The following is a 23,477-nucleotide window of genomic DNA, read 5'->3' as shown; positions in this document are numbered from 1 at the left end:
GTCGGGCCCCCTCTCCGCACCGAGGTGATGACGTGTCAGGAATGCTTCTGCGCCTGGCCTGTACGACGGCGGTGGCGGCCCAGGCCGTCCTCGTGCCCGCACCCGCCGCGGCCGTACCGGACCCGCAGCGGTCCGTCGCCCAGCTGCTGACGGACCTTCAGCAGCTGTACCACCAGACCGAGCAGGCCACGGAGACCTACAACGCGACCGCGGAGAAGCTGACGCGGCAGCGCGCCGAGGTGTCCCGGCTCGACGGCGAACTGGCCCGCGCCCGGCTCGCCCTCCAGGACAGCCGGGCCGACGCCGGCCGACTGGCCCGCCAGCAGTACCAGAGCAGCAGCGGCCTCGGGCCGTACGTCCGGCTGCTGCTCGCCCCCGATCCGGAGCACGCGCTGGACGCGGGCCACGTCATCGGCGAGCTGGCGCGCGAACGGGCCCGGACGGTGACCCGGCTGACCGCCACGGAGAAGGGCAGGGACGCCCTGGCCCGGGCCGCCCGCCAGGCCCTGGACACCCAGCTCACACTCACCGGCCAGCAGAAGAAACAGCACGACGACGTCCAGGGCAAGCTCGCCGGCGTGGAACGCCTGCTGGCCGGCCTCAGCCCGGCCCAGCTGGCGGCGATCGCCACGCTGGAACGGCAGAGCGTCACCGCGGCCCAGCAGAAGCTCGCCACCGCGGGCGCCCTGCCCACGGCCCGCGCCGCCTCCCCGGCCGGGGAGCGCGCGGTCCGCTGGGCCATGGACCAGATCGGCAAGCCCTACGCGTGGGGGGCGGCAGGCCCCGACGCCTACGACTGCTCGGGCCTCACCACCCAGGCCTGGTCCCGGGCGGGCACGCCCATTCCGCGCACGAGTCAGGAGCAGTGGCAGCGGCTGAAGCGGATCCCGCTGAGCGAGCTGCGCCCGGGTGACCTGGTGGTGTACTTCCCCGACGCGACGCACGTGGCGATGTACGTCGGGGACGGCAAGGTCGTGCAGGCGCCGAGACCGGGCGCGGCCGTCCAGGTGTCACCCCTGGCGTCGTACCCGGTGCTCGGTGCCGTACGTCCGGATCAGGCTCCCGCCACCGAGGCCAGGTAGGCCTGCGTCTTCTCCGGCTCGTAGAAGAAGTTCTCGAAGTCCGCCGGGTCGTTGAAGGCGTTGGCGAAGCGGTCCGCCACCGGCTGAAGCTGCCCGGCCGCGCCGATGAGGTTCAGGATGTGCTCCGGCGGGGGCGCCAGCATCGCGTTGGTCCACTTGGTGACGTGCTGGGCGGTGTTCCAGTAGCGGTCGAAGGCCGCCTGCATCCAGGCCTCGTCGAACTCCTTGTCCCCGTGTTCGAGGATGGCGGCGAGGTACGCGGCGGCGCACTTGGACGCCGAGTTGGAGCCCTGGCCGGTGATCGGGTCGTTGGCGACGACGACATCCGCCACGCCGAGGACCAGGCCGCCGCCCGGCAGCCGGCCGATGGGGTTGCGGACCGTCGGGGCGTAGCGGCCCGCCAGCGTGCCGCCCGCGTCCGTCAGCTCGACCTTCGTCGCCCGCGCGTACTCCCAGGGCGTGAACTTCTCCATGAGTTCCAGGGTCAGGGAGAGATGCTCGGCCGGGTCCTTGACGCCGTTGAAGACGTCGAGCGGGCCGCCGGGTATGCCCTCCCAGAACAGGATGTCCGCGCGGCCGGAGGTGGTGAGCGTCGGCATGACGAACAGCTCGCCCACGCCCGGGACGAGGTTGCAGCGGACCGCGTCGTACTCCGGGTGCTCCGGGCGCGGGCCCAGCCCGTGGACGTACGCCACCGCCAGCGCGCGCTGCGGCTCGCTGTACGGGGAGCGGGAGGCGTCGCGGCCGAACATCTGGACCAGCTCGCCCTTGCCGGCCGAGACCAGGACGAGGTCGTAGGCGCGGGAGAAGTAGTCGAGGTCGCCGACCGCCGCGCCGTGGATGACCAGCTGGCCGCCGCGCTGTGCGAAGGTCTCCATCCAGCCGGCCATCTTCACCCGCTGGTCGACGGACTGCGCGTACCCGTCGAGCCTGCCCACCCAGTCGATGGCCCGCTGGGTGGGGCCCGGGTCGTGCGAGCCGGGGGCGGCGACGGAGACGCCGAGTCCTTCGATCTTCGGGGCCTGGGACTCCCAGAAGTTCAGCTGGAGATCGCGCTCGTGCTGCAATGCCGTGTCGAACATGCACTGCGTCGACATGACCCGGCCGGTGCGGATCTCGTCCGCGGTCCGGTTCGACATCAGGGTGACCTCGTAGCCGTGCGACTGGAGGCCGAGGGCGAGCTGGAGTCCGGACTGGCCGGCTCCGACGACGAGTATCTTCCGCATGCGGGTGAGGACTCCTAACGGGTACTGCTCGGGGACTACTCGGGGGTTTCGTCCAGCGCGTGGCCGACCAGGGCCAGCAATGTCTCGATGGCCGAAATCCGCCGTCGCGCATCCATGATCATGACAGGGATGTGCGCGGGTATGGTCAGCGCCTCCCGTACGTCCTCCGGCTCGAACAGCTCGCTGTCGTCGAAGTGGTTGACGGCGACGACGTACGGCAGTCCGCAGCTCTCGAAGTAGTCCAGCGCGGGGAAACAGTCCTTCAGGCGGCGGGTGTCGGCCATGACGACGGCGCCGATCGCGCCGCGCACCAGGTCGTCCCACATGAACCAGAACCGCTGCTGGCCCGGCGTGCCGAACAGGTAGAGCACCAGGTCGTCGTCGAGCGTGATGCGGCCGAAGTCCATGGCCACGGTCGTGGTGAGCTTGCCCGGCGTGGCGGAGAGGTCGTCGGTCTCCTCGCTCGCCTCGGTCATCAGCGCCTCGGTCTGCAGAGGCGTGATCTCCGAGACGGCGGTGACCAGGGTGGTCTTGCCGACGCCGAAGCCGCCCGCCACGACTATCTTCGTCGCGATGGGGGCCCTCGTACGGTCCGTCTGCCAGGACCTCAGGTCCTCGTCGGGCTCGGCGAAACCGGCGACGAGGGGGGTGCCTCCGAAGGCGGAGGCGGCGGCGTCAGAGACGACGGAGTCCACTCAGCACCCTTTCCAGCAGAGCGCGGTCCGGGCGGCCGGTGCCGTGACCCGTTCCGGTGCCGTACACACGGATCTTTCCCTGGTCCGCGAGGTCGCTCAGGAGCACGCGGACCACGCCGAGCGGCATCTTCAGCAGCGCGGCGATCTCGGCCACCGTGCGCATACGGCGGCACAGTTCGACGATGGCCCGCATCTCCGGCATGACCCGGGTGGTGAGGGAGCCGTTCGTCAGTTCCTTGCGCTCCTCGGGGGCGTCGAGAGCCGCTGTGCTGGCCACGAACGTCTCCACGAGGAGGACGTGGCCGAAGCGGGTGCGGCCGCCGGTGAGCGAGTAGGGGCGGACGCGGGCGGGTTTGCGGTCGCCGCCGCGTATGGGGAGTTTCTTCTGCGTGCCGCTCATCGGGTGCTCCCCGTCGACTCGGCTTCCAGGGATTTTCGCAGCTCGCTGCGGAGTTCGGGGGTCAGCACGTGACCGGCGCGACCGACGAACAGGGCCATGTGGTACGCCACCACGCTCATGTCGCACTCGGCGGAGCCGTGCACGCCGAGCAGGGAGCCGTCGCTGATGGACATCACGAACAGGCTGCCCTCCTCCATGGCGACCATCGTGTGCCTGACCCCGCCGAACTCCATCAGCTTGGCCGCGCCGACGGTCAGGCTGCCGATGCCGGAGACGATGGTGGCGAGGTCGGCGGCGGAGCCCTTCGGGCCCTTCGCCGGGCGCTTCTCCCGGGATGCGGCGGTGCGGGCGGGGTCGGACGAGAGCAGCAGCAGGCCGTCCGAGGACACTACGGCGACGGACTGGATGCCGGGTACTTCCTCCACCAGGTTGGTCAACAGCCAGTGCAGGTTGCGGGCCTCACTGCTCAGTCCGAAGGTGCTGGGCGCGGTCAACTGCTTGCCTCCTCGACAGTGCCCCCCGTGGTGTCTTCCGTACGTTCTGCGATCTCCTCCGCTACGGCGCGGTAGCCGGCCTGGGCGCCGCTGCGGAAGCCGCCCAGCCTGCGGCGGAGCGCTTCCGCGTCGACAGAGCCGGTCCGCTGGCGCGGGGCCTGGGCCGGTGCGGTGATCCTGGGTGTGCGCTTGGGGAGGCCCTTGGCCGTGAGCCGCTCCGCCTCGGCGGGTTCCTGCGGAGCCTCAGCCCGTACGGCGTCCCCTCCGTCGGCGGCCGCCGGGTCCGTGGGCGACGGCGGAAGCGCTGTCGTTGCCGTTGCGGTGGGCGCTGCGGGCGTTTCGGCGGGCGGAGGGTCCTGTGTCAGGTCCGGGAGCAGGAGCTCCATGGTCGTCTCGGCGTAGGTCTCCGCCGGGGCCTTCGGGCGGGTCTCCGTGTGCTCGGTGACGGCCGGGGCGGCCTGCTCGTGCACGGCGACGGGATCGCCTACGGCAGCGGGCTCCGCGGCCGGGGTGCCGGTGGCGGACCGGGCTGCCTCCGGGTCGGTGCCGGTGGCCGCCGCTTCCGCCCGTACCGCCTCTTCCGCCAGGGCCACCAGTGGGTCGGTGCCCTTCGTGCGGCCGTGCAGGATGTTGGAGTTGACCTCGGCGTCGGCGCCCGGGAGGGAGAGCGTGCCGGTGCTGCTCATGGACGTGGTCTGCGGGGGCAGCGCGATCGGCGGGGCCTCGGTGAGGAGGGTGGCGGGGAGGACCACCACCGCCGCGATGCCGCCCTGCTTCTGCTCGCGCAGCTGCACGCGCACGCCGTGGCGGTGGGCGAGGCGGGCGACGACGTAGAGGCCGAGGCCGAGACCGGTCTCGCCCTCGTTGTCGTAGTGGGACTCGGGGTCGAAGTCGGCCAGGCGGCCGTTGAGGACGCCGAGGCGGTCCGTCGCCATGCCGATGCCCTCGTCCTGGACCGAGAGCATCACTTCGCCGCTCTCCAGGAGCCAGCCGGAGACCTCCACCGGGACGTCCGGCGGGGAGAACGACGTGGCGTTCTCCATCAGCTCGGCCAGGAGGTGGGAGAGGTCGTCGGCTGCGAAGCCGGCCACGTGGGCGTGCGGCGGGAGGGAGGCGATGCGGACGCGTTCGTAGCGCTCGATCTCGCTGACCGCCGCGCGGACGACGTCGACCAGCGGGACCGGGCCGTGGTGCTGCTGCACATGCTCGGTGCCGGCGAGGACCAGGAGGTTCTCGCTGTGCCGGCGCATGACCGTGGCGAAGTGGTCGAGCTTGAAGAGGGTGGCCAGCCGGTCGGGGTCCTGCTCGCGCTCCTCCAGGCCCTCGATGACGGCCAGTTGCCGCTCGACCAGGCCCAGCGTGCGCAGCGCCAGGTTGACGAACGTGCCGCTGATGCTGGTGCGCAGCCGCTCCAACTGGGCTGCGGAATCCGCCAGTTCGGTGCGGAGCGCCTCGCGGGCGTCAGCCATCTTCTGGCGCTGGCCGACCAGATGCTTGCGGTCGGTCTCCAGTGTGGCGACCCGCTCATGGGCGGCGGCGGTCTGCTCGCGCAGGGCCACCGCGTGCGCGTGCAGGGCGTTGACCGAGCGGACCACCTGGGCGAACTCGTCGTTGCGGCCGGTGAAGGCGATCGGCTCCCGGGCCGCCGGGTCCCCGGGCTCCGCCAGGCGGGCCGAGCCGCGGCGCAGGACGGACAGGGGGCGGGTCAGCGTACGGGCCATGGCCGTCGCGATGCCGACCGCCACCAGCATCAGCGCGCCGAGGACGGCGATGCGGATCTCCAGCGCCGTGACGTCGTCGTCCCGGAGCTTCGCCAGGTCCTTGGTGCGGTGGTCGTAGAGGGCCGATTCCGCGCCGGTCATCAGGTCGACCCGGGCGGAGAGGGCCGCGTCCAGCTTCTTGGTGCTGGTGGTGAGCTGGCTGTCGGTGAGGGTGGGCTGGGCGGTGAGGGCGGCCAGGTACTTCTCGGCCGAGTTGACGTCGGAGCCGGTGACCGTGGAGTCGTAGGAGTCGACGGCGGACTGCGGGGCGGTCTCGCGGAAGCCGGCGAGGGCCGCGTCGGAGCGCAGCCGGGCCTGCTGGGCGGCGGCGCTGAGCGCGTCGCGCTGTTTGCGGTCGGCCTCGGTCACGGTGGAGATCGTGGTGGGCAGGCCGGTGACCGGGTTGATGACGGTCCGGGTGGTGGCCGGCACGTTCAGCGCGGCCAGCAGCAGGCCGCGGGCGGCGGCCGACTGCTGGACGGCGGTGTCCAGTTCGGCGAGCGCGTGGGCGCCGGAGCCGGCCCGCGGGGGCGACTGCTCGGCCAGCTGCTCGGCGAGCCGGTGCAGGGCGGTGATCGTCGCCGAGTACGCCTGGTGGGCCTGGAGGGCCGTGCTCCGGCCGGTGAGCGCGGCCTGGCGGACGGCGTCGATACCGTCGAGTGCGCTGCGCAGGCTCGCCGGGGTGTCGGCGTCGGCGCGCAGGTCGTCCACCTGGTGGTCGACGCGGACGCTGCGGTCCTCGGAGGGAGCCTTCGCCTTGGGGCGTCCGGCCGCGATGTAGGAGGTGACCTCGTCGCGCTCATCGGCCAGCGAGTGGGCGAGGGCGAGCGCGTCCTGGGTGCGGCCGGCCAGCGTCACCAGGTCCTGGGAGTCGCTGACGTTTCCGGATGCGGTGAGCAGGGAAGGCGCCCCGGCACCGGCGATGGCGGCGGCCACCACGGCGACGGCGACGATCAACCGGGTGCGCACATGGGTGGGACGGCCGGTGCCCACGGGGGTCTGCTGGGCGGTCCCCACGGGGTCCGTCTGCCTGCCTGTGCGCCGAGGCCGCTTTTTCTGCACCGGTGCTCGCATTCCTGAACTCGTCTACCCAGGGGCCCGGGTGGCACCCCGTCAGCTCGGTGCCAAGTGGTGCGTACACCCGGTTCGTACGGTTCCCGACCCTCCCAGCGCCGGTGGGTGGTGGTCGTGCATCACCTGACCCCGCCACCCGAAGGAGTGAACATCGGAGGGGAGTTGGCGGGCAAGTTCCAGTGGCGTGTGCACGCCTGTTGTGCGGCACGCCGGTTGGACGCACGCGGCATGCTTTGACAGTATTCGCCACTGCCGCCCGCCCGGAATGGCGGATTCTCCCCCAAAGCAGGCGCCTGACCTGCGAGGTCGTATCAATTCGAGGGCGCTTGCCAGCCTTTGGCGAAAGCTGTGAAGACCTCGTGCAGACTGGCTGAATGCGATCTGATCTCGTTTCGGACCCCGGCGACGCCAACCGCCCCAACGAGGACTTCGCCGGTGTCGGACTACCCGCTTCCGGACAGGGCGGTTGCGTGATCGTCCTGGACGGGGTGACACCGCCGCAGGGTGAGACGGGGTGTCTGCATTCCGTCCCCTGGTTCACCGCACGGCTCGGCGGCGCACTGACCGAACTGACCGTTTCGAGACGAGATCTGACGCTCCCGGAGGTTCTCTCACGGGCCCTCGCCCGGACCGCCGAAGCCCACGCGGACACCTGTGACCTTTCTCACCCGCGCACCCCGCAGGCAACCGTGGCCCTGGCCCGCTGGGCCGCCGACACGGTCGAGTACCTGGTGCTGTCCGACTCCGCGCTGCTCCTGAAGGCCCCCGGCGGCACGGTCACCCCGGTCCTGGACGACCGTCTGGCCCGGCTCCCGCGCTCCGCGCTCGCCACCGACGCCCTGGTGGACGCGAACCTGCGCAACAAGGAGGGCGGCTTCTTCACGGCGGCCGCCGACCCCGCGGTGGCCGCCCGCGCGGTCACCGGCACCGTGCCGCGCGGCGAGGTCCGCGCCCTGGCAGCGCTGACGGACGGGGCGACCCGCTGGACGGAGAAGTTCCGTGAGGGCGACTGGACGGCCCTGTTCGACATCGTCGAGAAGGAGGGCGCCCGCTCGCTGCTGGACCGGGTGCGGGAGCTGGAGGCGGCGGACAGCGAGCAGCGGGCGTTCCTGCGGCGCAGCAAGACGCACGACGACGCGACGGTGGTGTACGTGGAGCTGTAGCCGCCCGCCGCTCGGGGGTGCCTCGGGGGTTGCGCCTCGGAGGTGCCTCGGAGGTGCCTCGGGGGTGCCTACTTCTCCATGACGCCGTTCAACTGGTGCAGCAGCCGGGCCAGTTCCGCGACCTCGCGGCGGTCCCAGTGGGCGAGCTGGCTGACGTAGCGGGCGCGGCGGGCCTCGCGGACCTTGCCGACCCGGCCGCGGCCCTCGTCGGTGAGGGTGACGAGCCAGGCACGGCCGTCGGCGGGGTCGGGTTCGCGGGCGATCAGGCCCAGCTCCTCCAGGGCACGCAGCTGGCGGGACATGGTGGCCTTGCCGACGCCGATGTAGGCGGCGAGCTCCGTGGCCCGCTGCCCGCCCAGCTCGTCCAGCCGGATGAGCAGGCCGTACGCGGAGGACTCCAGGTCGGGATGGACCTCGCGGGCCATCTCGCCCTGGTTGGCCCGGGCGCGCCGCAGGAGCACGGTCAACTCCCGCTCCAGCGCCAGGAATTCCTGGTCTGCACCACTGGGCGTCATCTTCCCGGCGGCGCGGTGTGCGCCGTCGTTTCCGTGCTCGTGCACGTCAGCACCCCTGCTCGGTTTCGCGAATCTGAAAGTTTCTGCCAAAGGCCGTCATTGCCGCAGCTCCGTAAGTATTTCGCAGGCGTAGACCAACGGCGGCGCCCGGACCCCCTTCCCACGCCGTCATCTACGTGCGTAGCTTCTTTATCAGGCAATGAATGGCATGCCCACATCAGTGGACGCGACCCCCCACAGGTTCTGGCCCACAGGTTTGTTGCTCCCCACCTCACTCTCCCCGGAGGCACGTCATGCCCGTGCACAGACCCGGCTCCGTCCGCATCCCCCACACCGTCGCCGTCCTCCTCACGGCGCTGCTCGCGGCCCTCTCCTTCAGCCTTCCCCTCAGCTCCGCCCAGGCAGCCACGACACCCGGCCGAGGTTCCGCCTACATGGGCATGGGCGTCCTCGCCCACGACGGCCGGCACGGCACCCCCGCCCCGACCGCCGTCACCCAGACCGAGGGCGTGGACGTCGCCGGCTACCAGGGCAACGTCGCCTGGTCGACCCTGTGGAACAGCGGGGTGCGCTGGGCGTACACCAAGGCCACGGAAGGCACGTACTACACGAACCCGTACTTCGCCCAGCAGTACAACGGCTCGTACAACATCGGCATGATCCGCGGCGCCTATCACTTCGCCACCCCGGACACCACGAGCGGCGCCACCCAGGCGAGCTACTTCGTCGGCCACGGCGGCGGCTGGTCCAAGGACGGCAAGACCCTGCCGGGCGCGCTCGACATCGAGTGGAACCCGTACGGCGCCGAGTGCTACGGCAAGTCGGCGAGCGGGATGGTCAGCTGGATCGCGGACTTCCTGAACACCTACAAGTCGCTGACCGGCCGGGACGCCGTGATCTACACGGCCACCAGCTGGTGGAGCGACTGCACCGGGAACTACGGCGGCTTCGCGGCGAACAACCCGCTGTGGATCGCCCGCTACGCCTCGGACCCGGGGACGCTGCCGGCCGGCTGGTCGTACTACACGATGTGGCAGTACACCTCCTCCGGCCCGACCGTCGGCGACCACGACAAGTTCAACGGCGCACTGGACCGGGTGCAGGCCCTGGCCAACGGCTGACGGTTCACCGGTGGCCCCTGCCCGCGGGCGGGGGTCACTTTGTCCGTACAGCGCTGCGTTGGTGCTCTGCGTCGCCCCGGACGATCCTGGTCAGGAGAGGCTGCCGAGCAAGGGCGGGATGAGCGGCGATGGAGCGACAGGAGCGGGAGCGGGAGCGGCAGGAGACCTATACGGCCACGGCCACCATCGATGAGCAGGGCATCCTCACGAGCTGGAGCGATGGGGCCCGGCGGCTGCTCGGCTACGACTCCCCCGCCGTCGTCGGCCGACCCGCCACCGCGCTGCTCGGCGCCGAGGGCGGAGCGGCCCGCCGGGTGCTGGCCGGGCGGGAGCGCTGGAACGGTGTCGTCCCGCTGCGCCACCGGGACGGCCGGCTCCTGGAACTGGGCGTGCTCGTCCATCGCCGCACCTCGCAGACCGGGGTCACCGACTGGCTCGTGGTGAGCGCCGTACCGGCCCGGGCGCAGCCGCCGCGGGGCGAGCCGCTGGAGGAGTGGACGTTCCTGCAGTCCCCGTTCCCGCTGGCCATCTTCGACACCGGGCTGCGCCTGGTGCGCGCCAACCGCCGGATGGAGCGCGCCCTCACCCTGCCCGAGGCCGCGGTGCGCGGGCTGCGGCTGCCGCACATCATGCCCGGCGCCGCGAGCGAGGAGGCCGACCGGTCGATGCGGCGCGCGCTGGAGTCCGGCCGGCCGCAGGAGATCGCGCTGCGGCTCGGCCCGGAACTGGGCCGCAGCACCGTGCTCACCCCCCTGAAGGACGCCGGCGGCCGGGTACGGGCCATCTGCCTCTCCGCCCGCCCGGCCACCGCCCAGGACTCCGGGACCACCCCGACCGACACACCCGCCGGCCGGCCCCCGGACCAGACCCGGGCCGCCCAGGAACTCGCCGAGACCACGGTCCCCGCGCTCGCCGACGCCATGGTGCTCGACCTGCTGGACACGCCGGCCGAGGAGACGGAGGGGGTGGTGGCGGAAGGGGCACGTGAGGCACGTGAGGCTTCAGGCGCCGAAGAGGGTGAGGGGGCCACAGGGGTCGGAGAGGGCGAGCAGAGCGTGCGGCGCGCCGAGGCGGTGCTGTTGCGGCGTGTCGCCATGTGCGGCGTACCGGACGTCGGACGGTACGCCGGCGGCGCCGGGGTCGGGGAGACCGTCGGCTGTCCGGTGGAGTCCCCGGCCGCCCGGTGTCTGCTGGAGGGCCGGCCGTTGGTGTTCGACACCGCGGACCCGGCTGTCGCCGGCTGGGTGGCGGTGGATCCCGGTGCGGCCTGGGTGCGGGCGGCCGGGGTGGGCTCATTGCTGGCCGTGCCGCTGGCGGCCCCGGGCGGTGCGCTCGGCGTGGCCCTGTTCGGCCGGCGGCACGACCGGGAGCCGTTCGGGCGGGAGGATCTGCGCCAGGCCCAGGAGTGCACGGCCCGGGCGGCCGCCGGCATCCGCCAGGCCCGCGACCACGCCCGGGCCCGTACCACCACGATGGCTCTGCAGCGCAGCCTGCTCCCGCACACCCTGCCCGACCAGGCGGCCCTGGAGATCGCCACCCGTTATCTGCCCGCCGCCACCCGGGCCGGGGTGGGCGGTGACTGGTTCGACGTGATCCCGTTGTCCGGCGCCCGGGTCGCCCTGGTGGTCGGCGACGTGGTCGGGCACGGCATCCGCGCCTCGGCGACCATGGGCCGGCTGCGCACCGCGGTCCGCACGCTCGCCGACGTCGACCTGCCGCCCGACGAACTGCTCACCCACCTCGACGACCTCGTCCTGCGCCTCGCCGCCGACGAGAGCAGCGCGGACCCGGCCGGGGACACCGCCGGCGGCATCGGCACCACCTGTCTGTACGCCGTCTACGACCCGGTCTCCCGCCGGTGCACCCTGGCCCGCGCCGGGCATCCACCGCCCGCCGTGGTCACCCCGGACGGCGCCGTCCGCTTCGTCGACGTACCCGCGGGGCCGCCGCTCGGACTCGGCGGGCTGCCCTTCGAGGCCTGCGAGACCGATCTCGCCGAGGGCAGTCTGCTCGCCCTGTACACCGACGGGCTGTTCGAGGCGCGCGAGCACGACATCGACGAGGCGCTGGACAAGATGTTCGCCGCGCTCGGCCGGCCCGCGAAGTCCCTGGACTCGGTCTGCGACCACGTGCTCACCGCGCTGCTCAGCCACCGCCCGGACGACGACATCGCCCTGCTCGTCGCCCGTACCCGGGCCCTGCACGAGGACCGGGTCGTCGCCTGGGAGCTGCCGGACGACCCGACCGTGGTCGCCCATGCCCGCCGTCTCACCGACGAGCAGCTGTCCGTGTGGGGGCTTGAGGAGGCCGCCTTCACCACCGAGCTGATGGTCAGCGAGCTGGTCACCAACGCCATCCGCTACGGCCGCCCGCCCATCCAGCTCCGGCTGATCCACCAGGACGCGAACCTGATCTGCGAGGTGTACGACGCCAGCGGCACCACGCCGCACATGCGGCGCGCCCGCATCTTCGACGAGGGCGGCCGGGGCCTGCTGCTGGTCGCCCAGCTCGCCGACCGCTGGGGCACCCGGCACGACCGGGTCGGCAAGACGGTGTGGGCGGAGCAGTCGCTCTCGGCGGCCACCGAGTGATCCTGCGGGCCCACCGCGTGACTCAGCCATTGCCGCCGTTGCCGCCCCGGCCGCCCTGACCGCTCGTCTCGCAGCCGACGCCGAGGCAGATCCCGCCGCTCCCGCCCTGCCCGCCGTTGCCGCCGTCGCCCGTGCCCACTGCGTTGCCGCCGTTCCCGCCGGCGCCGCCGTTGACGCTGCCCGAGCAGACGCCGACGCAGAGCCCGCCGTTGCCGCCCTTGGTGCCGTCCTGGCCCGCGGCGCCGTCGGTGCCGTTGCCGCCGTTGGCACTGCCGTTGCAGAGCCCTGCGCAGATGCCGCCGTCGGATCCGGCGGTGCCGTTGACGGTGCCGTTGCAGTTGCCCGCACAGATGCCGTCACCGACGCGGACGCTGCCGTTGCCGACATGGACGCTGCTGAGGCCGGACGAGCCGCTGCCCGCTCCTCCGCCGAAGGAACCGGTGTCGGCCATCGCGGCCGGGGTCATCGCGCCTCCGGCGATCACCACGGTCGAGACCGCGAGACCGAGACCGAACTTCCAGGAGTACCTGCGCATGGGATTTCTCTTTCTCCGTATTTCTCTTCGGGGCATTTATCTTCGGGTTACTAGGAATCCAGAAGACCGAGCCAGTCGCCGCTCAGAATCTGGCGTTCCCACGTACTGATCTCCTTTTCCGAGATCTTGTACTTCTTGGCCGCGTCGGCCTGGGTCACCCGGCCGGTCAGCACGCTCAGCGCGATCCGTGCCTTGTCCAGGTCCGTGAGTTCCGACTTCGGTTTGTCGGGCAGGTCCTGCACCGAGAGGCAGCCTGGCTTGCCGGGTTGGCCCGGCTGGCCCGGCTGGCCGGGCGCGCCGCCCTTGCCGCCAGCGCCGCCCTCTCCGCAGTGGTCGGACTGGTGGGCCAGGGCCGAGATGCCCGTGGGGGCCGAGGCCGGGTGGGTGGCTGCCTGGGCGCCGCACGCGGTGACGGTGACGACTGCCAGGGAGGCCGCCGCGAGAAGGATGGGCCGCTGCCAGAGGCTGGTGGACATCGTGGGCTCCGTTTCCGATCAGAAGGTGAGATGAGGTGAGTGAGAGAGGGGATTCCGGGTGGGGGTGGAGGCCGGACGGCCCCCACCCCGTGGACGGTCCGAGGACGTGGACGGTCAGAAGATGCTGAACCCTCCTGCCCCGCCGCCACCGCCGGCGCCGCCGAGAAGGCCGCCCAGGCCACCCGCGCCACCGGCACCGCCGGCGCCGCCCTGGAAGACGCTGTCGCCGCCCTTTCCGCCGCCGCCGCCGTTGCCGCCGAAGAGGGTGCCGTCGCCGCCGCTGCCGCCGCTGCCGCCGCCACCGCCGGAGAGGATGCCGGAGCCGCCGGCCCCGCCGCCGCCGCCGTTGCCGCCGATGACGCCTTCGCCGCCGCCACCGCCGCCACCGCCGCCACCGCCGGAGAGGACGCCGTTGCCGCCCGCGCCGCCGGCGCCGCCGTCCCCGCCGACGCCGAGGACGCTGCCGCCACCGGAGCCGCCGGACCCGCCACCGCCGCCGATCAGACCGCCGCCGCCGGCACCACCGGCACCACCGGCGCCTCCGCCATGGACGAAGGCCACGGTCGAGGCGGGCATCGGGGCGGCCATCGCGCTGGACACAGGGATGAGGACGCCTCCGGTGACCAGGGCGGCCGAGGCCGCGAGCGTGGCCAGCCGGATGCCCCGGCGCTTCGGACGGACTTCGCTGTGGGTGTGGACCTTACGAGTCATGATTTTTCTCCCATTCGATACGAGGAATTCCGGAGAGGAATCCGGAGAGGATTTCCGTTCTCCGTGCCTCCGCATTTCCTGTGCGGTGAGGCCGTACCTCAAGTAGGCCCGAGCGGGAGAGATGGGTCACGTTCCGAGGACTCGGGACTTGACGCGCCGCAGATCCTGTGGTCTCAGGCGAGGAAGGGCCGGGCCCAGGACGGCGGCTCCGGTGGCGGAACGCGGTCCACCACGGTCGGCGTACGGCCCCTGGGGCCGGTGCCGGCGAGGGCCGCGCGCAGGGCCGTGACGAACTCCAGGCAGCTGTCGTGCCGGTCGTCCGGCGCCTTGGCCAGGGCCTTGCGCACGACGTCGGCGGCGAGCGCCGGGATGTCGGGGCGTTCCTCGGTGAGGGTCGGCGGTGGGTCGTACTGGTGGGCCCAGAGCAGGTCGAGGTGGTCCGCCCGCTGGAAGGGCGGGGCACCCGCGAGCATCTCGTGGACCACGCAGGCCAGGCTGTACAGGTCGGCGCGGCCGTCCACCGGGCGCCCGGCGATCCGCTCGGGGGCCACGTAGTCGAGGGTGCCGACGAACTCGCCGGCGGTGGTGAACCCGGTGAGCGACAGCGACTTCTTCGCCAGCCCGAAGTCGGTGAGATAGACGTGCTCGGGGTGCTCGCTGTCGATGCCCTTGGCGACCAGCACGTTGGCGGGCTTGACGTCCCGGTGCACGAGGTCGCGGGCGTGGGCCGCGTCCAGCGCGGAGGCCAGCTGGGCCGTGATGCGCAGCGCGGCGGGCACCGGCAGGCGGCTCTCCCGGTCGATCAGGGCGCGCAGGTCCAGACCGGCGACGAGGCACATGGCGATGTAGAGGATCCCGTCGGCCTCGCCGGCCTCGAAGACGGGGACGATGTGCGGGTGCTCGATGGCCGCGGCCACCCGCGACTCCTGCTCGAAACGGCGGCGGAAGGCCTCGTTGCGCGTGTACTCGGGCGCGAGCAGCTTGAGCGCGACCGTCCGGCCGAGCCGCAGGTCCCTGGCCCGGTAGACGACGGCCATGCCACCGCGGCCGAGCTCGCGCTCCACCCGGTAGCCCGCGATCTCGGCCCCGATCAGGCCGGAGGGGCTCTTGGGGGGCCAACTCACGCCTGAATTCTATCGACCTGTGCCGGTATGCGGGCATGGCGACCGCACCGGGACACAAGGGCGCATGGCGAAGGCCCGGGCCTCCCTCACGGGACCCGGGCCTCCGGCTATCCGGCTGCGTCCGTCACGCCGCGACCGGAATCTGCGGCGTCGCGCCGTTCTCGGCGGGCGCGAGCGCCAGCTCCAGGACCTGGCGGACGTCGGTCACGGTGTGGACGTCGAGCTTGTCCAGCACCTCGGCCGGGACGTCGTCCAGGTCGGGTTCATTGCGCTTGGGGATGATCACGGTGGTCACCCCGGCACGCTGGGCGGCGAGCAGCTTCTGCTTCACCCCGCCGATCGGCAGCACGCGGCCGGTCAGCGAGACCTCGCCGGTCATCGCCACGTCCGTGCGGACCAGCCGGCCGGAGAGGAGGGACGCGAGGGCCGTCGTCATGGTGATGCCCGCGCTCGGGCCGTCCTTCGGGACCGCGCCCGCCGGGAAGTGGATGTGCACACCCCGGTCCTTCAAGTCGGCCACCGGCAGCTCCAGTTCGGCACCGTGACTGCGCAGGAAGCTCAGCGCGATCTGCGCCGACTCCTTCATCACGTCACCCAGCTGACCGGTGAGGGTCAGCCCCGCCGCGCCCGTCTCCGGGTCGGCCAGGGACGCCTCCACGAAGAGGACGTCTCCGCCCGCTCCGGTGACCGCGAGGCCCGTCGCCACGCCGGGCACGGACGTACGGCGCTCGGCCGGGTCCTGGGCGGACTCGGGCACGTGGTGCGGACGGCCGAGGAGACCGCGCAGATCCTCGTCCCGGACGGTGAACGGCAGCTCCCGCTCGCCGAGTTCGTGCTGGGCCGCGACCTTGCGGAGCAGACGGGCGATCGAGCGCTCCAGGGTGCGCACGCCCGCTTCCCGGGTGTACTCGCCGGCGAGCTTGCGCAGCGCGCCCTCGTCGATCGTGACCTCGTCCGTGTTCAGGCCGGCCCGCTCCAGCTGGCGCGGGAGCAGGTGGTCCCGGGCGATGACGACCTTCTCGTCCTCGGTGTAGCCGTCGAGCCGGACGATCTCCATCCGGTCGGCGAGCGCCTCCGGGATGGCCTCCAGGACGTTGGCGGTGGCGAGGAAGACCACGTCCGACAGGTCGAGCTCGACCTCCAGGTAGTGGTCCCGGAAGGTGTGGTTCTGCGCGGGGTCCAGCACCTCCAGCAGGGCCGCGGCCGGGTCGCCGCGGAAGTCGGAGCCCACCTTGTCGATCTCGTCGAGCAGGACGACCGGGTTCATGGAACCGGCCTCCTTGATCGCGCGCACGATCCGGCCGGGCAGCGCGCCGACGTACGTACGCCGGTGGCCGCGGACCTCGGCCTCGTCACGGACGCCGCCGAGGGCGACGCGGACGAACTTCCGCCCCATCGCGTGCGCGACGGACTCGCCGAGCGAGGTCTTGCCGACGCCGGGCGGGCCGACGAGCGCCAGTACGGCACCGCCGCGCCGGCCGCCGATGACGCCGAGGCCGCGCTCACCGCGCCGCTTGCGCACCGCCAGGTACTCGGTGATGCGCTCCTTCACGTCCTCCAGGCCCGCGTGCTCGGCGTCCAGGATCGCCTTGGCGCCCTGGATGTCGTACGCGTCCTCGGTGCGCTCGTTCCACGGCATCTCCAGCACCGTGTCCAGCCAGGTACGGATCCACGATCCCTCGGGCGACTGGTCGCTGGACCGCTCCAGCTTGTCGACCTCCTTGAGCGCGGCCTCGCGGACCTTCTCCGGCAGGTCGGCGGCCTCGACCCGGGCGCGGTAGTCGTCGGACTCCTCGCCCGCGTCCTCGGCATCGCCGTTCAGTTCGCGCAGTTCCTTGCGGACGGCCTCCAGCTGACGGCGCAGCAGGAACTCGCGCTGCTGCTTGTCGACGCCCTCCTGGACGTCCTTGGCGATGGTCTCGGCCACGTCCTGCTCGGCGAGGTGGTCGCGGAGCGCCTGCGTGGCGAGCTTGAGCCGGGCGACCGGGTCGGCGGTCTCCAGCAGTTCGACCTTCTGTTCGATGGTGAGGAACGGCGAGTAGCCGGAGTTGTCGGCCAGTGCCGAGACGTCCTCGATCGCCTGGACCCGGTCCACGACCTGCCAGGCGCCGCGCTTCTTGAGCCAGTTGGTGGCGAGGGCCTTGTACTCCTTGACGAGGTCCGCGACCTGGCCCGGCAGCGGGTCCGGCACGGTCTCGTCGATGCTCGCGCCCTCGACCCACAGGGCGGCGCCGGGGCCGGTCGTACCGGCGCCGATCCGCACCCGGCCGCGGCCGCGGATCAGAGCCCCCGGGTCACCGTCGGCCAGCCGGCCGACCTGCTCGACCGTACCGAGCACACCGGTCTTGGCGTACGTGCCGTCGACGCGCGGCACCAGCAGCACCTTGGGCTTCCCGGGCGCCGACCGGGCAGCGGCCTGCGCGGCCTCCACCGCGGCTCGCACCTCGGCATCGCTCAGGTCCAGCGGAACCACCATCCCGGGCAGCACGACCTCGTCGTCGAGCGGCAGCACGGGCAGGACGAGCGTGAACGCCGTGGACTCAGCAGCCATGATCTCCCTTTCGGCAGTCAACTTGAGCTATGCCGACTCAACCTCTGGGCAGGGGCTGGTGTTCCCCATGCTTGTTCGCTGTGAGCGATCAGGGGATGACCGAGAGGTTCTCGCAGGTGAGCGGGGGTCAGATCGGCTGCGCCCAACGGCGCACCACGGGCCAGCCCATGACCCCTATGGTCAGAGCGATCAGATGGCCCCAGTCCGTCATCGGGTCCACGAACTCGGCCAGGTCGTTCAGGAGGAGGCCGGCGAACACGGTGAGGAGGGGCCAGCGGAGCCAGGGCTGGAGGAGGCCGGCCAGGGCGCCGGTGCTGGCGGCGACGCCGAAGCTGATGCCGTAGTCCAGGCGGTGCAGGGAGGTCTCCGGGAGGTGGCCGGCCAGGACGGCCAGGCCCACCGGGATCTCCGTCGCCAGCGTGGCCAGGACGTGCCCGGCGAGGAAGACACAGATTGCCCGTGCTCCGCCTATCCGCCGTTCCAGCGCGGTGAGCACCAGCACGAAGGCGGCCGAGTACGGCGAGAGGATCCCGCCCGCGATCCACAGCCCGCTCGCCAGGAGCACCACCGCGGGCGACTGCACCAGGTGGGCGACGTCCGTGCTGGAGTCCTGGTAGAGCGTGTTCATCAGCCCGGGGTCGGCCACGGCCGCGATCACGGAGGTGACGGCCAGGACGGACGCGTAGGCGAAGGTGAAGGGCGTGCCGGACGGAGTGGGCAGCAGGCGCAACAGCCGTGCGGCGAGCGGGTTCGGACGGACCTCGACGGGGACGGGAGCCGGCGCCTGGGGCGTGGTGCCGCGCTGGCGGGGCATGCCGTCCAGCAGGGCGGCGAGCGCGGGGGCCGGGACGGCGGCGGTGCCGTCGGACAGGGGCGTGCCCGTCAGGGGCGGGGACGCGGCCGTCGCAGGGCCCGTCGCGGTCCGTTCCACGATGTGGCGCTCCTTCCGTTGCGCCCACCATTGGGGCTCGGCGGGCCGCGTGTCTATGACCGACGCCACGCGCGAGCCGATTCACAGCAACCTCTCACGCTGCGACGGCGTCCGCATCCCGGGGCCGCGCGTCGCACGAACGGGTGCCTCGCACCGGGAACGGCACCCCGTCACCCGCAATTCCCGTGAACGACAAGGCTCGTTCAAGCAAGATGGAAGCATGACTGCCGCCCACGACATCTCCGTCGACTCCCCCGTGGTTCTCGACCGGCGGGACGGGCCGTACGGCGAGGTGGTGCTGCGCCGGCACGGGGCGCTGCTCCAGATCATCGCCAACGGGTGCTTCCTGATGGACACCTCGGACGGCCGTTCGGAACGGCTGCTGGTCGAGGCCGCGGCGGCCGCGCTGGACGGGCGGCCGGACCCGTCGGTGCTGATCGGGGGCCTCGGCGTCGGGTTCTCGCTGGCACACGCCGTCGCGGATCGGCGCTGGGGGCGGATCACCGTCGTGGAGCGCGAGCGGGCCGTGGTCGACTGGCACCGGGACGGGCCGCTCGGGGAGGTGTCGGCCGGGGCGCTCGGCGATCCGCGCACCGAAGTCGTGTGTGAAGACCTTGTGTCGTACGTCCGTGAGACATCGGACACGTTCGACGCGCTGTGTCTGGACATCGACAACGGGCCGGGCTGGACCGTCACGGACGGCAACGGGAGCCTGTACACCGCGGCCGGACTCGCTTCCTGCGCAAGGGTGTTGAGACCGGGCGGGGTGCTGGCCGTGTGGTCGGCCCGGCCCTCTCCGGAATTTGAAGGAAGCTTGTGGAATGCCGGGTTCCAACAGGTGCGTACCGAAGAGGTGCCGGTTGCCCGGGGCGTTCCGGACGCCGTGCACCTCGCGGTCCGACCTGGATAGCGACAGCGCGGTGGATCCCCGTAGGGTGCTGCCCTGACGCGGATCATTCAACGGATCAACCATGCGTCGGACGCAGACATGGGATCACCCCACTGATTCCGGAAAGCAACAAGCAGGGGCGGGCGATGGAGCAGACACACACCTCCCAGAGCGGCGCGGCGACGAGCACCCCGGGCGCCCAGCGCCGGGTGCTGGTCGTCGAGGACGACCCCACGATCGTCGATGCCATCGCGGCCCGGCTTCGTGCCGAGGGATTTCTCGTGCAGACCGCGATGGACGGACCGGCCGCGGTCGACACGGCCGAGGCCTGGCAGCCCGACCTGCTGATCCTCGACATCATGCTGCCGGGTTTCGACGGCCTTGAGGTCTGCCGGCGGGTGCAGGCGCAGCGGCCGGTGCCGGTGCTGATGCTGACCGCGCGGGACGACGAGACGGACATGCTGGTCGGTCTCGGGGTCGGCGCGGACGACTACATGACCAAGCCGTTCTCGATGCGCGAGCTGGCGGCACGCGTGCACGTGCTGCTGCGCCGCGTGGAGCGGGCGGCCCTCGCCGCCACCACGCCCCGCTCCGGCATCCTGCGCCTCGGCGAGCTGGAGATCGACCACGCGCAGCGCCGGGTCCGGGTGAAGTCCGAGGACGTCCATCTGACGCCCACCGAGTTCGACCTGCTGGTCTGCCTGGCGAACACCCCGCGCGCGGTGCTCTCCCGGGAGCAGCTGCTGGCCGAGGTGTGGGACTGGGCGGACGCCTCCGGCACCCGTACGGTCGACAGCCACATCAAGGCGCTGCGCCGGAAGATCGGCGCCGAGCGGATCCGTACGGTGCACGGCGTGGGCTACGCCCTGGAGACGCCGACCCCGTGAGCGGCGACGGGCGCCAGGCCGCACAGAGGAACCCCGGGGCCCTCGGCGAGGAGCCCTGGGGCGGCGTACGCCCGTTCTCGATCAAGACCAAGCTGGGTGCGCTGGTCGTCATCTCGGTGCTGATCACCACCGGCCTGTCGATGATCGCGGTGCAGACCAAGACCGAGCTGCGCTTCATCACGGTCTTCTCGATGATCGCCACGCTGCTGATCACGCAGTTCGTGGCGCACTCGCTGACCATGCCGCTGGACGAGATGAACACCGTGGCGCGGTCGATCTCGCAGGGCGACTACACGCGCCGCGTGCGCGAGAACCGCCGGGACGAGCTGGGCGACCTGGCCGAGACGATCAACGTCATGGCCGACGAGCTGGAGGCGCAGGACCGGCAGCGCAAGGAACTGGTCGCGAACGTCTCCCATGAGCTGCGCACGCCCATCGCCGGGCTGCGCGCGGTGCTGGAGAACATCGTCGACGGGGTCACCGAGGCCGACCAGGAGACCATGCGCACGGCCCTGAAGCAGACCGAGCGCCTCGGCCGGCTGGTGGAGACCCTGCTGGACCTGTCCCGGCTGGACAACGGCGTCGTACCGCTGAAGATGCGGCGCTTCGAGGTGTGGCCGTATCTGTCGGGCGTGCTGAAGGAGGCCAACATGGTCGCCTCGGCGCGGGCGGGCATCGCCTCCGGCTCCGGCAGTCACACCCGTACCGACGTCCACCTCCACCTGGACGTCTCCCCGCCGGAGCTGACCGCGCACGCGGACCCCGAGCGGATCCACCAGGTCGTGGCCAACCTGATCGACAACGCGGTCAAGCACAGCCCGCCGCACGGCCGGGTCACGGTGAAGGCGCGGCGCGGGCCGCAGCCGGAGTCGCTGGAGCTGGAGGTCCTGGACGAGGGTCCGGGCATTCCGCGCTCGGAGTGGCACCGGGTCTTCGAGCGTTTCAACCGGGGCGCGGTGACCCGGCCGCACGGTCCGGGCAGCGACGGCGGTACGGGGCTCGGGCTGGCGATCGCCCGCTGGGCGGTGGATCTGCACGGCGGCCGGATCGGTGTGGCCGAATCCGATCGCGGCTGCCGGATCATCGTCACCCTTCCGGGACTGACTTCCCTCCCTGGTTGACGTACAGTCCGAACCGGAAGCACAAGATCCATGCTGCTCGGCGCCGCACAGGCGCAGCTGGACACGTGTGATCAGGGACAAGGCCGCGCCACCCGTCGAACGAAGGCGCGCCGGGCCCGGGCCGGTGCACCCTCACACACCTTCCCGCATGCGGAACCACGCTTGTTTCCCGCCATATCAAGCCCTGAAACAAGATTTCCGATGTGACTTACGCGACGATGACCTTGCTCGACCTGACCTTCCCGGCCGCAGAGGCGTAGCCTTTATTCCCGCTGTCCATCACCTTGTGAAGCGGAAGAGGGCGGTTGCCGCCGTGTCGCCACAGTCCCCCAGTAACCCGAGCGTCTCCACCGACGACCAGGCCGGGAAGAACCCCGCTGCCGCGTTCGGTCCGAACGAGTGGCTCGTCGACGAGATCTATCAGCAGTACCTCCAGGACCCGAATTCGGTAGACCGTGCCTGGTGGGACTTCTTCGCCGATTACAAGCCGGGTGCACCTGCCACCCCGGCTCCGGCGGGTACTGCGGCCGCGGGGGCCGCAGGGACCACCACCACGGCCCCGCAGGCCCAGCCCGCGGCCCCTGCCCCGCAGGCCGCCGCAGCGCCGGCTCCGGCCGCTCCGAAGCCCGCCGCGGCCCCCGCCCCGGCACCGGCTCCCGCGGCCCAGGCCGCGGCTCCGGCCCCGGCCAAGCCGGCGCAGCCCGCACAGGCGCCCGCTCAGCCGAAGCCGGCCGCCGCACCGGCCGCCAAGGCCGCACCGGCCGCCGCGGCCCCCGAGGGCCCGGAGCTGATCACGCTGCGCGGCCCGGCCGCCGCGGTCGCCAAGAACATGAACGCCTCGCTGGAGCTGCCGACGGCCACCTCGGTCCGCGCGGTCCCGGTGAAGCTGCTGTTCGACAACCGCATCGTCATCAACAACCACCTCAAGCGCGCCCGCGGCGGGAAGATCTCCTTCACGCACCTGATCGGGTACGCGATGGTGCAGGCCATCAAGGCCATGCCGGCGATGAACTGGTCGTTCGGCGAGAAGGACGGCAAGCCGACCCTCATCAAGCCGGCCCACGTCAACCTCGGCCTGGCCATCGACCTGGTGAAGCCCAACGGCGACCGCCAGCTCGTCGTGGCCGCCATCAAGAAGGCCGAGACGCTGAACTTCTTCGAGTTCTGGCAGGCCTACGAGGACATCGTCCGCCGCGCCCGTGACGGCAAGCTGACGATGGACGACTTCACCGGTGTCACGGTCTCCCTGACCAACCCCGGCGGCCTCGGCACCGTCCACTCGGTCCCGCGCCTCATGCCCGGCCAGTCGGTCATCATGGGCGTCGGCTCCATGGACTACCCGGCGGAGTTCCAGGGCACCAGCCAGGACACCCTGAACAAGCTCGGCATCTCGAAGGTCATGACGCTCACGTCGACCTACGACCACCGGGTGATCCAGGGTGCCGCCTCCGGCGAGTTCCTGCGCTCCGTCGCCAACCTGCTCCTCGGCGAGAACGGCTTCTACGACGACATCTTCGAGGCCCTGCGGATTCCGTACGAGCCGGTCCGCTGGCTGCGGGACATCGACGCCAGCCACGACGACGACGTCACCAAGGCCGCCCGGGTCTTCGAGCTGATCCACTCCTACCGGGTCCGCGGCCACGTCATGGCCGACACCGACCCGCTGGAGTACAAGCAGCGCAAGCACCCCGACCTCGACATCACCGAGCACGGGCTCACCCTGTGGGACCTGGAGCGCGAGTTCGCGGTCGGCGGCTTCGCCGGCAAGTCCCTGATGAAGCTGCGCGACATCCTCGGCGTGCTGCGCGACTCGTACTGCCGCACCACCGGCATCGAGTTCATGCACATCCAGGACCCCAAGCAGCGCAAGTGGATCCAGGACCGCGTCGAGCGCCGGCACGCCAAGCCGGAGCGCGAGGAGCAGCTGCGCATCCTGCGCCGGCTGAACGCGGCGGAGGCCTTCGAGACCTTCCTGCAGACGAAGTACGTCGGCCAGAAGCGCTTCTCCCTGGAGGGCGGCGAGTCCGTCATCCCGCTGCTCGACGCGGTGATCGACTCGGCGGCCGAGTCCCGTCTGGACGAGGTCGTCATCGGCATGGCCCACCGCGGCCGCCTGAACGTGCTGGCCAAC

At 71.9% G+C, this 23,477-nt stretch carries 20 protein-coding genes; 8 read left to right on the top strand and 12 right to left on the bottom strand.

What is annotated here, in order from left to right:
- Positions 1-32: 32 nt before the first annotated feature.
- Complete coding sequence (locus LE548_RS26480; RefSeq protein WP_225099467.1) at positions 33-1,082, top strand: NlpC/P60 family protein; 1,050 nt, start codon at positions 33-35, stop codon at positions 1,080-1,082.
- On the opposite strand, the gene LE548_RS26475 is transcribed toward LE548_RS26480, so the two are convergent.
- From LE548_RS26475 to LE548_RS26455, 5 genes are read right to left on the bottom strand one after another with little or no spacing between them, the layout of a single operon-like run.
- The gene (locus LE548_RS26475) at positions 1,055-2,308 is read right to left on the bottom strand and encodes a styrene monooxygenase/indole monooxygenase family protein (RefSeq protein ID WP_225099466.1); all 1,254 of its coding nucleotides are present in this window, start codon (positions 2,306-2,308) and stop codon (positions 1,055-1,057) included. The genes LE548_RS26480 and LE548_RS26475 overlap by 28 nt on opposite strands.
- 35 nt (positions 2,309-2,343) lie before the next feature.
- Positions 2,344-3,003, bottom strand: a complete 660-nt coding sequence (locus LE548_RS26470; RefSeq protein ID WP_225099465.1) for an ATP/GTP-binding protein — start codon at positions 3,001-3,003, stop codon at positions 2,344-2,346.
- The gene (locus tag LE548_RS26465) at positions 2,984-3,403 is read right to left on the bottom strand and encodes a DUF742 domain-containing protein (RefSeq protein WP_225099464.1); all 420 of its coding nucleotides are present in this window, start codon (positions 3,401-3,403) and stop codon (positions 2,984-2,986) included. Before LE548_RS26465 ends, LE548_RS26470 begins: the two co-directional genes overlap by 20 nt.
- A complete protein-coding gene (locus LE548_RS26460; RefSeq protein WP_225099463.1) occupies positions 3,400-3,897 on the bottom strand; it encodes a roadblock/LC7 domain-containing protein in 498 nt (165 codons plus the stop codon). Before LE548_RS26460 ends, LE548_RS26465 begins: the two co-directional genes overlap by 4 nt.
- Positions 3,894-6,731: a nitrate- and nitrite sensing domain-containing protein gene (locus LE548_RS26455; protein WP_225099462.1), complete on the bottom strand. Its 2,838-nt coding sequence runs from the start codon at positions 6,729-6,731 to the stop codon at positions 3,894-3,896. Before LE548_RS26455 ends, LE548_RS26460 begins: the two co-directional genes overlap by 4 nt.
- Before the next feature lie 374 nt (positions 6,732-7,105).
- On the opposite strand from LE548_RS26455, the gene LE548_RS26450 reads away from it, so the two are divergent.
- On the top strand, positions 7,106-7,894 hold the full coding sequence (locus LE548_RS26450) for a protein phosphatase 2C domain-containing protein (RefSeq protein WP_225099461.1): 789 nt from the start codon (positions 7,106-7,108) through the stop codon (positions 7,892-7,894).
- Positions 7,895-7,962: 68 nt separating this feature from the next.
- Here the strand turns inward: LE548_RS26450 and LE548_RS26445 are convergent, their stop codons facing one another.
- Complete coding sequence (locus LE548_RS26445) at positions 7,963-8,454, bottom strand: MarR family winged helix-turn-helix transcriptional regulator (RefSeq protein WP_374116178.1); 492 nt, start codon at positions 8,452-8,454, stop codon at positions 7,963-7,965.
- Between the two features lie 248 nt (positions 8,455-8,702).
- On the opposite strand from LE548_RS26445, the gene LE548_RS26440 reads away from it, so the two are divergent.
- Both LE548_RS26440 and LE548_RS26435 read left to right on the top strand, forming a co-directional pair.
- Positions 8,703-9,530, top strand: a complete 828-nt coding sequence (locus LE548_RS26440) for a lysozyme (protein ID WP_225099460.1) — start codon at positions 8,703-8,705, stop codon at positions 9,528-9,530.
- 128 nt (positions 9,531-9,658) lie between these two features.
- Positions 9,659-12,121, top strand: a complete 2,463-nt coding sequence (locus LE548_RS26435; protein WP_225099459.1) for a SpoIIE family protein phosphatase — start codon at positions 9,659-9,661, stop codon at positions 12,119-12,121.
- Positions 12,122-12,143: 22 nt separating this feature from the next.
- Here the strand turns inward: LE548_RS26435 and LE548_RS26430 are convergent, their stop codons facing one another.
- From LE548_RS26430 to LE548_RS26405, 6 genes are all read right to left on the bottom strand, one after another.
- On the bottom strand, positions 12,144-12,656 hold the full coding sequence (locus tag LE548_RS26430) for a hypothetical protein (protein ID WP_225099458.1): 513 nt from the start codon (positions 12,654-12,656) through the stop codon (positions 12,144-12,146).
- Positions 12,657-12,706: 50 nt separating this feature from the next.
- Entirely contained in the window at positions 12,707-13,132 is a 426-nt protein-coding gene (locus tag LE548_RS26425) for a helix-turn-helix domain-containing protein (RefSeq protein WP_225099457.1), read from the bottom strand.
- A 114-nt stretch (positions 13,133-13,246) separates the two neighbouring features.
- Complete coding sequence (locus tag LE548_RS26420; protein WP_263636613.1) at positions 13,247-13,843, bottom strand: hypothetical protein; 597 nt, start codon at positions 13,841-13,843, stop codon at positions 13,247-13,249.
- A gap of 173 nt (positions 13,844-14,016) precedes the next feature.
- Complete coding sequence (locus LE548_RS26415) at positions 14,017-14,967, bottom strand: serine/threonine-protein kinase (RefSeq protein WP_225099456.1); 951 nt, start codon at positions 14,965-14,967, stop codon at positions 14,017-14,019.
- Positions 14,968-15,091: 124 nt separating this feature from the next.
- Positions 15,092-17,518: an endopeptidase La gene (lon, locus tag LE548_RS26410; RefSeq protein WP_225099455.1), complete on the bottom strand. Its 2,427-nt coding sequence runs from the start codon at positions 17,516-17,518 to the stop codon at positions 15,092-15,094.
- Positions 17,519-17,645: 127 nt separating this feature from the next.
- A complete protein-coding gene (locus tag LE548_RS26405) occupies positions 17,646-18,449 on the bottom strand; it encodes a rhomboid-like protein (protein ID WP_225099454.1) in 804 nt (267 codons plus the stop codon).
- A 220-nt stretch (positions 18,450-18,669) separates the two neighbouring features.
- Here LE548_RS26405 and LE548_RS26400 point away from each other — a divergent pair, with 220 nt between their 5' ends.
- From LE548_RS26400 to LE548_RS26385, 4 genes are all read left to right on the top strand, one after another.
- The gene (locus tag LE548_RS26400; protein ID WP_225099453.1) at positions 18,670-19,359 is read left to right on the top strand and encodes a spermidine synthase; all 690 of its coding nucleotides are present in this window, start codon (positions 18,670-18,672) and stop codon (positions 19,357-19,359) included.
- Positions 19,360-19,484: 125 nt separating this feature from the next.
- Positions 19,485-20,225, top strand: coding sequence for a response regulator transcription factor (locus LE548_RS26395; RefSeq protein WP_225099452.1), 741 nt, complete (start codon positions 19,485-19,487; stop codon positions 20,223-20,225).
- Complete coding sequence (locus LE548_RS26390; protein ID WP_225099451.1) at positions 20,222-21,346, top strand: HAMP domain-containing sensor histidine kinase; 1,125 nt, start codon at positions 20,222-20,224, stop codon at positions 21,344-21,346. Before LE548_RS26395 ends, LE548_RS26390 begins: the two co-directional genes overlap by 4 nt.
- A 313-nt stretch (positions 21,347-21,659) precedes the next feature.
- On the top strand, positions 21,660-23,477 hold a 1,818-nt coding region (locus LE548_RS26385; protein ID WP_225099450.1), incomplete at its 3' end, for a multifunctional oxoglutarate decarboxylase/oxoglutarate dehydrogenase thiamine pyrophosphate-binding subunit/dihydrolipoyllysine-residue succinyltransferase subunit.

This window comes from Streptomyces sp. CoH27 (assembly GCF_020181035.1).
Classification (GTDB): domain Bacteria; phylum Actinomycetota; class Actinomycetes; order Streptomycetales; family Streptomycetaceae; genus Streptomyces; species Streptomyces camelliae.
This window is presented reverse-complemented; position numbering and strand designations above follow the sequence as displayed.

What these genes read in the sequence shown, in the direction of transcription:
- LE548_RS26400 (WP_225099453.1), top strand. Translation starts at nt 18,670, where the DNA reads ATGACTGCCGCCCACGACATCTCCGTCGACTCCCCCGTGGTTCTCGAC.
- LE548_RS26455 (WP_225099462.1), bottom strand. Translation starts at nt 6,731, where the DNA reads ATGCGAGCACCGGTGCAGAAAAAGCGGCCTCGGCGCACAGGCAGGCAG.
- LE548_RS26450 (WP_225099461.1), top strand. Translation starts at nt 7,106, where the DNA reads ATGCGATCTGATCTCGTTTCGGACCCCGGCGACGCCAACCGCCCCAAC.
- lon (WP_225099455.1), bottom strand. Translation starts at nt 17,518, where the DNA reads ATGGCTGCTGAGTCCACGGCGTTCACGCTCGTCCTGCCCGTGCTGCCG.
- LE548_RS26465 (WP_225099464.1), bottom strand. Translation starts at nt 3,403, where the DNA reads ATGAGCGGCACGCAGAAGAAACTCCCCATACGCGGCGGCGACCGCAAA.
- LE548_RS26435 (WP_225099459.1), top strand. Translation starts at nt 9,659, where the DNA reads ATGGAGCGACAGGAGCGGGAGCGGGAGCGGCAGGAGACCTATACGGCC.
- LE548_RS26420 (WP_263636613.1), bottom strand. Translation starts at nt 13,843, where the DNA reads ATGACTCGTAAGGTCCACACCCACAGCGAAGTCCGTCCGAAGCGCCGG.
- LE548_RS26425 (WP_225099457.1), bottom strand. Translation starts at nt 13,132, where the DNA reads ATGTCCACCAGCCTCTGGCAGCGGCCCATCCTTCTCGCGGCGGCCTCC.
- LE548_RS26430 (WP_225099458.1), bottom strand. Translation starts at nt 12,656, where the DNA reads ATGCGCAGGTACTCCTGGAAGTTCGGTCTCGGTCTCGCGGTCTCGACC.
- LE548_RS26440 (WP_225099460.1), top strand. Translation starts at nt 8,703, where the DNA reads ATGCCCGTGCACAGACCCGGCTCCGTCCGCATCCCCCACACCGTCGCC.
- LE548_RS26395 (WP_225099452.1), top strand. Translation starts at nt 19,485, where the DNA reads ATGGAGCAGACACACACCTCCCAGAGCGGCGCGGCGACGAGCACCCCG.
- LE548_RS26475 (WP_225099466.1), bottom strand. Translation starts at nt 2,308, where the DNA reads ATGCGGAAGATACTCGTCGTCGGAGCCGGCCAGTCCGGACTCCAGCTC.